This window comes from Nostoc sp. ChiSLP03a, assembly GCF_034531215.2.
In the GTDB taxonomy this organism is placed as follows: Bacteria; Cyanobacteriota; Cyanobacteriia; order Cyanobacteriales; family Nostocaceae; genus Nostoc.
On sequence record NZ_JAVRBQ020000153.1, the window covers coordinates 1 to 12,377 of the forward strand.

A 12,377-nucleotide genomic window follows, 5' to 3' on the forward strand; every position below is an offset into this window, starting at 1 on the left:
CTTTCTTTATCCGGCAAAAACCCTAGCTTTTTGGCAAATACTTTTTCCACGTGATAGATCGTCGATGAAGCTAAAAAAGTAAAACTCCTGTCCTACAAAGGTTTCAGATTAAGCGATCGCGTTGTGAAAAAAATGGATAAAGTCGAGCTAAGATGATGTCTGAAAAGTTATTTTATATACATTTAGCCCTTGGAGATCCCCCTAAATCCCCCTTAAAAAGGGGGACTTTAAGATTCTTATTCCCCCCTTTTTTAAGGGGGGTTAGGGGGGATCAATAAATATTTGATACTTCTCAGACATCCTCTAAAAAAATATTTTTTATACGCAAAAATACTTAAAGAAATTAACTTATATTTTAGTGTCAAAATTCTGGTTATTTATTTCTAAAGTATTCCGGAAATAGGAGGGAATGTCAGAAAAACTAGATAAAAGGACTTACTGAGTAACCAGGTCATGACCCACCACATAATCGGTAAATTACTACAAGGGCGTTACCAAGTTGTCCAAAGCCTCGGTGCAGGGGTGTTTGGGCAAACATACATTGCTGTAGATGTAGATTATCCAGACAATCCCAAATGCGTTATTAAGCAGATTAAAGTTAGCAGTTCCGAATCCGGCTATTTGGAGATGCTGAGGTTACTGTTTCTGACTGAAACCCAAACCCTCAAGCTTCTAGGAAGTCATGACCAAATTCCTGAATTTATCGCCTGTTTTGAAGAAAACGAGCGATTTTATATAGTGCAAGAGTGTATTGAAGGACATGCGCTGACTGCGGAATTGCCCATCGATCGACATTTCGGGTGTCTGTGGAGTGAGAGCGAAGTTGTAGAATTTTTGATAGATGTCTTAGGTATTCTAGAATTTGTCCACTCTCAAGGCGTGATCCATTGCGATATCAAACCGGAAAACTTGATTAGACGTACTGTTGATAACAAGTTAGTTATGATTGACTTTGGCTCAATCCAGTCGATCGATTTTGGCATAGGTGCGGAATTGCCCATTTATAGAATTCCCGTCACTTCATTGGGATACATACCGCCAGAACAATTTATTGGTCAAACACAGCCCAACAGTGATATTTATGCTTTGGGTATGATTGCTATCCAGGCTTTAACAGGGCTAGAACCACTACAATTAAAAACCGATCCTTCTACTAATGAAATTTTTTGGCGTTCTCAAAACACGCCAGTTAACGATTATTTAGCTGCTGTTCTCAGCCAGATGATCCGCTATAATCACCAAGACCGCTTTCAGTCTGCGGGTGAAGTATTGCGAGTACTCAAACAAATAATCTGGGAACCTCAGCCATCAGAAACATTACAGGAAGATTCTCAATTTTCTCTAGAAGTAGCAAAAAATCCTGCGTCTGGAAAATTATCCCCATTATTAACGGGAATGAAAGTAGGGCTAGCAGCTAATTCTTTATTGATGGGATTTGGTGTATATTCTTTAGTTAATACTGCGCCTGCATATTCAGAAACAGATACATTATATAAAGCAACAAAAGAATATCAAGCAGGAGATTTGGAAGAAGCGATCGCACTCGCTAAATCAATTCCTTCTCACAGCAATGTTTATCCAGAAGCGCAAGCCACAATTGAAGAATGGCAAGAACAATGGCAAGTAGCTGCACAGCAATACGAAATAGCACAACTAGCTTTTCAAGAAAACAGATGGTCAGATGTTCTTCATGCTGCTGCCAAAGTTCCAAAGATTGCATATTGGCAATCTAAAACAGATAAAATAGTTCAGCAAGCATCTGTCAACATTGAATTACAGACGCAAGATTTATTAGCAAAAGCTTACGAAAAAGCTGCTGACAAAGATTTTTCTGCCGCCTTACAATATCTACGTCAAATTCCTCAAGAAAGTCGTGCGGGTGCTTTAGTTCAAGACAAGTTAGCTGAATATAATCGAAAGCGGCAGATCAGAGCAGCCTACTTTTTACAGAAAGCCTATAAAAAAGCATCTATTGGTGATTTCGATCGAGCTGTAAAATTTCTCAGAAATATTCCCCAAGATACTCTAGTTTATGCTCAAGCTCAAGTCAAATTGAATGAGTATACTCAAAAACAACGCGCGGTAGCTGACTATCAAAAGATAGCTTCTGCAAAAAGAACAAATTTATTTGTTCCGAAAAAGTCAGTTACTAAGATTGAATCTCTTCAAGAAGTAAATTACTTGCAAGAGGTTAATATTCGGTAGATTTGGTAATTCGTAATGACGCTCCTGCGTCGCTAACGCTTCGCTAACGTAATTTGTAACACTTTGTACGTCCGCGTAGTATGTCGTCGCAAACAGACACTGCACTTAGCTTGCTTTCCCGTAGAGGTACGATGGGATAAGGGAATAAGGGAAAAACCCATGCCCAATGCCCTCTAGTTTTTACCAAGGAACCACACCGTTTTCATCAAAAAATCCTCCGCTAGAACCATCATCAGGTAGAGTAGCGAGTCTTACTGCTGCGATCGCACCCTGTTCAATAGTGCGATACCCTTGGTATTGATTAATGTCAGTTGCTGTAAAACCAGGATCGGCAGCATTGATTTTAATTGGGGTATCTTTAAGTTCGGCAGCCAATAAAACTGTGATTGCATTCACTGCTGTTTTGGATGAGTTATAAGCAAGAAACTTAAAATCAGCGAATTCGTAATTGGGATCGGAGTTCAGAGTCAGAGAACCTAAACCACTTGATAAATTCACTATTCGCCCTGCTTTTGATTTCTTTAAAAATGGCAATAACGCTTTTGTAACTGCAAACACTCCAAATACATTCGTTTCATAAGTATGTCGTAGTGTTTCAATATCAACTTGGCTAGGTGGAAGGCGGTCGCCATCACTCATTATTCCAGCATTGTTCACAAGAATATCAAGTTTTCCAAATTCGCTCTCGATTTGTTTAGCCGCAGAGCCGATTGTTTTTTGGTCGCTCACATCAAGTTGAATTGTTTGGGCATCGATCTGGCTAAGACGAAGTTTATTCGCCGCTTCTTCACCACGTTTTATATCTCTTGAACCAACAAGAACAGTAGCACCTCTAGAACCTAATTGACGGGCAATCTCATATCCAATACCTTTATTTGCGCCTGTGATCAGCGCAACTTTGCCTTTTAAATCTTCTGACATATTACTTCTCTATTTTGATTGACACTGACAACTGTTACTATCTTTGAGCAAGTTTAGTATACAAGTAGTGTGTATCAACACAATATTCAAGAGTAATTGCAATACAGTTCGGTTAAAGAGAAAAGGGAAAAAGATGAATTCAAACCTTTACCCCTTACCCTTTGCCCAAACCACAACGGATATGAAAAGTGCTTATCCGAAGCGTATTGAGAGCGATCGCCTGTTATGTTTGCACCAGTAGTAATTCATACTTAAGATAGCTGTTGAGAGAATATTTGCAGCTTAAAGTAGCAATTGACTCAAAAATTCTTCAAAAAGGTAGATATGCAAACCAAACAGCTGGGCAATTCGGAGCTTAACATTACCCCAATCGGCTTTGGTGCTTGGGCGATTGGTGGCGGTGAATGGGCTTTTGGCTGGGGAGAGCAAGATGATCAAGAATCGATCGCAACGATTAATCGCGCTCTTGACCTCGGCGTTAATTGGATTGACACAGCAGCTATTTATGGTTTAGGGCATTCTGAAGAGGTTGTTGCTAAAGCACTCAAAGGTCGATCTAGTCGCCCTTACATTTTCACGAAATGCTCAATGATTTGGGATGAAAAGGGCGAAATTAGTCGCAGTCTGAAAGCGGATTCTCTGCGGGGGGAGGTTGAAGCCAGTCTGCGCCGACTAGACATTGAAACCATTGACCTCTACCAAATTCACTGGCCCAACCCTGACTCAGAAATCGAAGAAGGCTGGACAACTTTGGCCAAGCTCAAGGATGAGGGTAAGGTTCGCTATATCGGAGTTTCCAATTTCAATGTCGAACAGTTGAAACGTATCCAAGAGATTGCACCAGTTACGTCATTGCAACCGCCTTATTCCCTGGTAAAGCCGGATGTCGAAAAGGAGATTCTGCCTTTTTGTAAGGAAAATAACATCGGTGTGATTGTTTATTCACCTATGCAATCTGGCTTGCTCACAGGAAAGATGACACCTGAACGAGTTGCTAATTTCCCAGATAATGATTGGCGCAAAAACAATAGTCAATTTCAGGAGCCACGTCTATCTCGTAACCTGAAGCTAGTCGAGGTGTTGCAACACATTGGTCAACAACACGATCGCTCTCCAGGCGAAGTAGCGATCGCTTGGACTTTAAATAATCCGGCGGTGACTGCGGCGATCGTTGGCGGACGCAATCCCAAGCAGGTAGAAGGAATCATTGGTGCTGGAGAATTTCGTCTCAATCAGCAGGAACTAAATGATATTGATACTTTCCTGCGCGAGAATCCATAAAATCTCTGGTGGAAAACCTGATAAACCCCACGACTTTAGCCGGGGGTTTATTCATACTTTTATTTTGTTGCTACGCCGATAATATCAGGACTAACAATTGGCAATTGCGCATCAAATCGCTCATAATTGATGCTACTAAAACCAGCCTTTCCTAATGCTATCCAAATTTCTTTATTTGGATGACAACCATCACCTATTGCTTTCCCAATTGGACTAATTGTGTTTTGTACTTGTCGCAATAAACTTCCTTCAGGTGCGGCGACATGTTCAATAAATAAGAAGCGTCCGCCTGGTTTAAGTACTCTTAAAATTGCCTGCAATGTATAATCTATATTCGGCACAGAACACAACAATAATGTACTAACAACAGTATCGATGCTGTTATCTTCGGCATCTAACCATTCAGCATTACCAATGCGGAGGTCAATATTTAAACCCAGTTTTTCTGCATGTTTTTGAAGAGAAGAATGCCTATGTGAATTTGGCTCGATTCCTATCCAATGGATATCTTTAGGATAGTAGGGTAAGTTAGCGCCTATTCTGGGGCCAATTTCTAAAACTTTACCTTGGAGATTAGCAAAAAGAGAACGTTGGCGATCGCTGACAATTTTATCATATTTGCTACTACTTGAAGCCATCATCCAGGCAAAAAAATGTTTACCAAGGTTTGCAAAAATATTATTTTTTGAATCTCCAATAATTTGGTTTACATTCATTATCTACTTCCTAATTTTTGAGCCGAGAAATTGGGGTGCTAAACAACCATTTGATAGCCTCAAGGTACAATACTTGGTGTTTGTTGTACCTCACCCATTAGACTCACCTGATAGGATGAATTTAATTAATGTATTACGCGTAGCATAGGAACCGTAAGATATCACAGAAAGAACAAAAGGATAGAGGCGTTTATATATACGATGATCAGCGATCGCCTGAGAAAAGCTAATATAACTGCGGATGTTATAATCCAAAGTGGGTTTTGCAAAATAGCGTTTATTGAACTCCAATCGCTCTCATGAAGTACGAGATACCAAATTGGCAGCGGTAGTAACTTAAATTATACGACCAATAGTGACAGAGAAATTAACTCAAAAAAATTGTTTCATCCAAGAAAAACTATGAGCTTTAAACTTCAAGCTTTGCAACTTCCGACTCTCCAGAAAAAATCCGAAGGGCCAATTGTAACTGCTTGGCAGAAATTTCTTTTAGATTATGACTTCCCGATTGCTGCCGTTGATGGGGATTTTGGGAATATTACAGCCCAAGCAACGCGTGATTATCAGACTAGTAATGCTTTAACAGTAACGGGAATTGTCGATACTGCTACTTATAAAAAAGCGCTAGAGCAAGGTTTTGCAATTTATTTTGCTATCTACACCGATGCCGCGAATAAATTCTTAACTTATCTTAACTTTGGAGTAAATGAGGTCAAAGATTTACAAAAAAGTTTAACAGCGATCGGTCGTTTAAATCCGCCGTTAGTAGCTGATGGAGACTTTGGCCCCAACAGTACAAAAGGACTAGCCGAAACTTATAAAATCAGAGACGTAAATTTTCGAGCCGAGTTAGCTCAACAGCTTTCTAATACAACAAAAACCAAGCTTGGTATTGATTTGGAGTTGGCTTTAGACAACATCACTGAATACGCCAAAAAATTAAGACAACGACTGAGTGGAAAAGCCTGGGTTAATTTTTTCCCAGACAGCGACTCAATTGATGATTTAGCTTCTCCCTTTCGTCAAAAAGTACAAGCTTTTGAGCAAGCCTTAAAAAATGCCGGAGCTAATATCGATATATCTTCAGTATTTCGCCCTTCAGAACGAGCTTATTTAATGCACTATGCTTTCCGTATTAGCAATAATGAAATTGCTGCCAAAGATGTTCCACCGATGCCTAATGTAGATATTAATTGGCTACATTACACCAATGCTGGTTCTGTCCAAGCTGCTAAAGAAATGGTGTCTGCTTATAATATTGCTTTTCGACCTGTTCTTACCTCTCGTCATACCCAAAGATTAGCAATTGATTGGGAAATTACTTGGTCAGGAACCTTAAATATCAAAAACGCTAACGGAACGACAGTTAGCATTAATCAGCCACGAACGAGTTATGAAAATCCTACTTTATGGCAAGTTGGGCGTTCTTACGGTGTGATTAAATTATCTAGCGATCGCCCCCACTGGTCGCATGATGGACATTAATGGGTAGAGGAACCGCATATATGGAGAACGCAGTTCCAAAGTTCAGAGTAGAATGACTTGATAAAAATTCCAGATTGAAACAAGGAAAACTCCACAAAGGCTTCAAAATAACTCTTTGTGGGGGATTTCTATTTGCGTCTCCCAATCTCTGCATATTTTTTGAGTACGGTAAACCGTATTTGCTCGTTAGTTCACAAAGATTAATTAAATTGTTAAGTTTAGTTACATAAATAAGTAAAAAAATGCTGCAAACATTGCTAAATCGGAGAAATTATGAGAAACAGTAGTATACTTAAAGACCGAGACAAGCCGAACAACTTTGCCTTATTGTTAGCGAGTCTTCTCCCAAAGCAGATGCAAAGCAGATGCAAGAGCTAACGATCATCATGAGCCTTACAGCCCGTCGTAGACATTGCTTAGATTGGGCGAATATATCAGCATTCTTGACCAGTCTTTAATCAAGTTTCTCAAAACCTTAAGGGAAATAAGGAACAGGGGAAGCAGGGGAGCAGGGGAGCAGGGAGATAAACAAAACTCCTAACTCTTAACTCTTAACTCCTAACTCAGCACTCAGCACTCCTAACGCCCAATGCCCCATACACAATTTTCAACTTAGTTTCATTATTTCAGGATTGGTAACATTTATGGGAATTAAAGAACAGCCTAAGTCACCTCGGTTTCGGATCGTTGCTAATATTTTACTGGCAGTATCAGGACTATTCCTGCTCTTGAATTTATTTTTGCCTAATTTATTTGCTTCTGGGCCGACTGGTGTTCCTTATAGCTTATTTATTCATCAAGTACAGGAAGGGGAAGTCAGCCGAGTTTCCGTTGGTCAAAACCAGATTCTTTACCAAACAAAAACAGAAAATTCCCAACCGGGCCAGGTGTTTGCAACGACACCAATCTTTGATTTAGAGTTACCCAAACTGCTAGAAGAAAAGGGAGTTGAATTCGCTGCTACACCGCCACCCAAAAATACTTGGTTTACAACCCTCTTAAGTTGGGTGATTCCACCACTGATTTTCATTGGTATTTGGCAGTTCTTTCTCGCCCGTGGTGGTGGCGGTGGCCCCCAAGGTGCGCTTTCCATTGGTAAGAGCAAAGCTAAGGTTTACGTTGAAGGCGAATCTGCGAAAATCACCTTTGCAGATGTGGCTGGGGTAGAAGAAGCAAAAACTGAGTTAGTAGAAATTGTAGATTTCCTCAAGACTCCGGCACGGTTTACGCAAATCGGCGCTAGGATTCCCAAAGGTGTGTTGTTGGTTGGCCCTCCTGGTACTGGTAAGACACTTTTAGCAAAAGCCGTAGCAGGAGAAGCAGGAGTTCCATTCTTCAGTATCTCTGGTTCCGAATTTGTCGAATTGTTTGTCGGTGTCGGTTCTTCCAGAGTCCGGGATTTGTTTGAGCAAGCTAAAAAACAAGCTCCTTGTATTGTATTCATTGATGAATTGGACGCGATCGGTAAGTCTCGTAGTAGTAATAGCTTCTACGGTGGTAACGATGAGCGAGAACAAACGCTCAACCAATTACTAACAGAGATGGATGGATTTGCAGCTGGGGATGCAACGGTGATTGTGCTAGCAGCTACTAACCGCCCGGAAAGCCTAGACCCGGCATTGCTGCGTCCAGGTCGCTTTGACCGCCAAGTGTTGGTAGACCGTCCCGATTTATCTGGTCGTGAAGCAATTCTCAAGATTCACGCTCAAAAGGTAAAATTAGGAGATGATGTAGATTTAAAAGCGATCGCTACTCGTACCCCCGGTTTTGCTGGTGCAGATTTGGCAAACTTGGTAAACGAAGCCGCATTATTAGCAGCGCGCAATCTGCGTGAAAAGGTTGCTCAAGAAGACTTTGCCGAAGCAATTGAGCGGGTAGTCGCCGGTTTAGAGAAGAAGAGCCGCGTGATGAACGACACTGAGAAAAAGATTGTTGCATACCATGAAGTTGGTCACGCAATGGTCGGAGCGCTGACAACCGGAAACGGTCGTGTAGAAAAGATTTCGATTATTCCTCGTGGGATGGCTGCTTTAGGCTACACTCTGCAATTACCAACTGAAGACCGCTTTTTGCTGAATGAAGATGAATTGCGGGGTCAGATTGCAACTCTGTTAGGTGGACGTTCCGCCGAAGAGGTTGTGTTTAACAGTATTACCACAGGTGCTTCCAACGATTTGCAACGAGCAACTGATTTGGCAGAACGGATGGTAACAGCTTATGGTATGAGCAAAGTCTTAGGGCCATTAGCTTATCAACAAGGACAACAGGCAGCATTTTTGAGCAATGGTGCTACTAATCCTCGGAGATTGGTAAGCGAAGATACAGCGAAAGCGATTGATATCGAAGTCAAAGAAATCGTGGAAACAGCCCACGAGCAAGCCCTAGAGATTCTCAGACAGAATCGAGACTTGCTAGAAGCGATCGCTACTCAACTCTTAGAAACAGAGGTCATTGAAGGCGAAAAACTGCACGATTTGTTAAGTCAAGTTAAACCTGTAACTCATTCGTAATTAAGAAAGTCAGATTTCATCTATACAGGTACGCAGAGAATAACTTTGCGTACCTACCCTGCGGGAAGGCGAAACGCCTATCCGTTAAACCTCTGCGTTCCTCTGCGTTTCAGAAATGCCACTCACCGCAATGCAAACACCAGCCAGGAAAAATGCTAATCCACCTCCAACAGCACCAAAAAAAGGTGTTATTTGTTGCGGTTGAGCAAATATAACGCCAAACAAACTCATCCCTAAAGCAAACCCACCAAAATACATCCCAATTCCTAATCCCGCCCACCGCTGCGGTACTAACCCTAAAGCAAAAGGAATTGCCCCATTGACAATTAAACTAAAGCTGGCAACGATTAATACAATTATCGGAATTTGTGCCCCTAGAGATATCATTATCAATAACGAAGGAATGATTGCACAGATTCCACAAAGCATTGCTTGACGATTACCAATTTTAACGGCGAAGATTCCTGCTGGGATGCTGGCAATTGCTATCGCTATTCCAATCCACACCATCAGCACATCAATATTATCAGTATTGAGTTGGGCTTTCAGCACTTTTCCCAAGACATCCATGAGAAATCGGATACCCCACGCAACGCCGAAACCAGTTCCTAAAATCAAAACCAATTTCTGTAAGGGCAACTTTACCGTTTCTGCTTGATGTTTATCCACTGGTGCTTCTGGGGGATTGACTAACCGCAATACAGCCGCCGCCCCCAGCATCACAAAAGAACCAATTGCAAAGGTATAAACTGGCCCTAAGCTTAGAATAAACTTGTAGCTTATCGGTCTAAAAGCCCCAATCACACCGCCTGTTAAAGTGACAAAACTGACTGCTAAAGGTAACTGGGCTGGTATCGAATACATCCCCAATAGGCACATAACTGGAGAGCGAAATATTGTCATTGCCAATGCCCAAGCTACCAATACTATAGGTAAGAGCGATTTCATCACGGTAGTGGGCGGGATCAAACTTACAACGCATGGTATGGCAATAAACAAAGCCGATGCCAGAATCATACCTACTGAAATAAAAGGAAACCGAGTTCCTACCCAGCGTCTAGCTTGGTCTGAAAGTCCACCCATCACTGGTTCCAGCACCGCACCCAAGGCATTTTCGACTAGCACCAAACCAACTGCTAATGAAGCCGGAAAACCAAACTGAGTCAGAAGTTGCGGCAAATAAATATTATAAATTAACCACGAGAGGGTAATTGCTCCCTGCACTGCTGCCAACACCCAAACTTGCACCCATAAAATATTCAGATGAGATTTTGAGGTAGTCATAAGGAGATGGGCATTGGGAATTCGGCATTGGGCATTGGGCATTGGGCATTGGGCATTGGGCATTGGGAATTCGGCATTGGGAATTCGGCATTGGGCATTGGGCATTCCTGCCCCTCTGCTCCCCTACTCCCTGCTCCCTGCTCCCTGCTCCCTGCTCCCTGCCTTCTGCCTCCTGCCTCTCTTGTTAATACTCGGGAACTGACGGATCGATTTCTTTACTCCAAGCGGTAATTCCGCCTTTAACATTCGTCCCGACAATGCCGGCTTCCTTGAGAATAGCTAGGGCTTTTGCCGATCGCCCGCCCATTTTACAATGAGCAATTAAACGATGACCGTTTAATATTTCCTTCACCTTAGCAACACCATTGCCATTTTCAATGTCTGGTAAGGGCACCAACACTGAACCCGGAATCTTGGCAATGTCGTACTCATGGGGGTTGCGGACATCCAGCAGTACAAAATCCTTTGCACCGCTATCTAACAACTCCTTCAAATCCTTGACGGTCATTTCTTGACTTTCCATCTGCTGTTTTGCCTCCTCTGCCTTAGCTTGTGGAATCCCGCAGAATTCTTCGTAGTCTATCAGCTTTTCAATCACTGGGCGAATCGGGTTCGGACGCAGTTTCAACTCCCGAAATTTCATATCCAAGGCGTTGTATAGCAGCAATCGCCCACTAAGAGTGTTGCCTTGTCCCAGAATGATTTTAACAGCTTCGGTTGCTTGGATTAAACCAATAATTCCTGGCAAAATTCCCAATACACCACCTTCTGCACAAGAAGGAACCATTCCTGGTGGTGGTGGTTCTGGGAAAAGGTCACGATAATTCGGGCCACCTGCGTAATTAAATACAGTAGCTTGCCCTTCAAAGCGTAAAATTGAACCGTAGACGTTGGGCTTATTCAGCAATACGCAGGCATCGTTAACTAGATATCTGGTGGGGAAGTTATCAGTACCATCCACGACGATATCGTAAGGTTGAATAAGTTCTAGGGCGTTTTCGGAAGTCAGACGAGTTTCGTATAAATCAACCTGACAATAGGGGTTAATCTCGTGAATGCGGTTTTTTGCCGATTCAATCTTAGGTTTACCCACCCAGGATGTCCCGTGAATTACTTGACGTTGCAGATTAGAAGTATCGACAACATCAAAATCGACAATTCCGATGCGTCCAATACCCGCCGCCGCCAAATATAAAAGTAGTGGTGAACCGAGTCCACCTGTACCGATACACATTACACTAGCGGCTTTCAGGCGCTTCTGTCCTTCTAGTCCTACTTCCGGTAAAATCAGGTGTCGGGAGTAGCGTTCGTAATCGTCTTTGCTTAACTGGATTTCGTCCAGATTGGGATTGAGCATAGCAGTTATGATGTAGGAAAGCGGAATATTAATCCTATCGAAAAACTGGATCTTATATAGAGATAGGAGTGGGAAAGACGAATTTTCATCTGTGCTGGCGGCTAAAACCGCTACGAGTGACTATCTTTAAACTTAAGTCAGTTATTTTATATTTTCAATTTCCTCTATTTGAAACTGATGAGTATCATCAAGGCTCCAACTTTTGAGTTCTCCAGCTTTGCCGTTTTGGACGGAAACTATTATATACGAGTATCCCTGCCAAGCGTATATGCGATCGCATTCTGAGGGTATAGCAGGATGATCTGGATGAGAGTGAAAAATGCCGATAATGTTCAGTGAGCGATCGCGTGCTTCCCTTTGTGTTTTTAACATAACTTCGGGTGCGATCGTATATTGCCGTCTTTTACTTTCTGTTGTGCGTTCCCCTGGAAATTCAGCCGCCGCTTCTGTATTCCAAGCATTTTCTGTTGGCATGACCTCTACCACAGTTTTGCCCTCATTAGCCAGATAGCCCAAAATTATACCACAGCACTCATCTGGATAGGTGCTTTCGGCATGGGTGCGGATAGTTTGCAAGTGTTCTTGGCTAAGTTGGATCATGTCTGCGTTTGTAATTTT

At 42.1% G+C, this 12,377-nt stretch carries 9 protein-coding genes; 4 read left to right on the plus strand and 5 right to left on the minus strand.

The features are described 5' to 3' along the window. Nucleotides 1–453: 453 nt before the first annotated feature. Entirely contained in the window at nucleotides 454–2,205 is a 1,752-nt protein-coding gene (locus tag RMY32_RS25775; RefSeq protein WP_322710754.1) for a serine/threonine-protein kinase, read from the plus strand. A 180-nt stretch (nucleotides 2,206–2,385) separates the two neighbouring features. On the opposite strand, the gene RMY32_RS25780 is transcribed toward RMY32_RS25775, so the two are convergent. Next, nucleotides 2,386–3,126, minus strand: a complete 741-nt coding sequence (locus tag RMY32_RS25780; protein WP_322710755.1) for an SDR family oxidoreductase — start codon at nucleotides 3,124–3,126, stop codon at nucleotides 2,386–2,388. 324 nt (nucleotides 3,127–3,450) lie between these two features. Here RMY32_RS25780 and RMY32_RS25785 point away from each other — a divergent pair, with 324 nt between their 5' ends. Beyond that, the gene (locus RMY32_RS25785) at nucleotides 3,451–4,407 is read left to right on the plus strand and encodes an aldo/keto reductase (protein ID WP_322710756.1); all 957 of its coding nucleotides are present in this window, start codon (nucleotides 3,451–3,453) and stop codon (nucleotides 4,405–4,407) included. Between the two features lie 59 nt (nucleotides 4,408–4,466). On the opposite strand, the gene RMY32_RS25790 is transcribed toward RMY32_RS25785, so the two are convergent. Further along, the gene (locus RMY32_RS25790; protein ID WP_322710757.1) at nucleotides 4,467–5,123 is read right to left on the minus strand and encodes a class I SAM-dependent methyltransferase; all 657 of its coding nucleotides are present in this window, start codon (nucleotides 5,121–5,123) and stop codon (nucleotides 4,467–4,469) included. A gap of 402 nt (nucleotides 5,124–5,525) precedes the next feature. Between RMY32_RS25790 and RMY32_RS25795 the strand changes: the two genes are divergently transcribed. Together RMY32_RS25795 and ftsH4 are read left to right on the plus strand one after the other, a co-directional pair. After that, nucleotides 5,526–6,608 carry a peptidoglycan-binding protein gene (locus tag RMY32_RS25795; RefSeq protein WP_322710758.1) on the plus strand — a complete coding sequence of 361 codons (1,083 nt, stop codon included), beginning with the start codon at nucleotides 5,526–5,528 and terminating at the stop codon, nucleotides 6,606–6,608. A 644-nt stretch (nucleotides 6,609–7,252) separates the two neighbouring features. Further along, on the plus strand, nucleotides 7,253–9,118 hold the full coding sequence (gene ftsH4, locus RMY32_RS25800; RefSeq protein ID WP_322710759.1) for an ATP-dependent zinc metalloprotease FtsH4: 1,866 nt from the start codon (nucleotides 7,253–7,255) through the stop codon (nucleotides 9,116–9,118). Nucleotides 9,119–9,202: 84 nt separating this feature from the next. On the opposite strand, the gene RMY32_RS25805 is transcribed toward ftsH4, so the two are convergent. From RMY32_RS25805 to RMY32_RS25815, 3 genes are all read right to left on the minus strand, one after another. Next, complete coding sequence (locus RMY32_RS25805) at nucleotides 9,203–10,402, minus strand: MFS transporter (protein WP_322710807.1); 1,200 nt, start codon at nucleotides 10,400–10,402, stop codon at nucleotides 9,203–9,205. Nucleotides 10,403–10,586: 184 nt separating this feature from the next. Then, a complete protein-coding gene (moeB, locus tag RMY32_RS25810) occupies nucleotides 10,587–11,759 on the minus strand; it encodes a molybdopterin-synthase adenylyltransferase MoeB (protein WP_322710760.1) in 1,173 nt (390 codons plus the stop codon). Nucleotides 11,760–11,900: 141 nt separating this feature from the next. Beyond that, nucleotides 11,901–12,359: a M67 family metallopeptidase gene (locus RMY32_RS25815; protein WP_322710761.1), complete on the minus strand. Its 459-nt coding sequence runs from the start codon at nucleotides 12,357–12,359 to the stop codon at nucleotides 11,901–11,903. Between the last annotated feature and the right edge of the window lie 18 nt (nucleotides 12,360–12,377).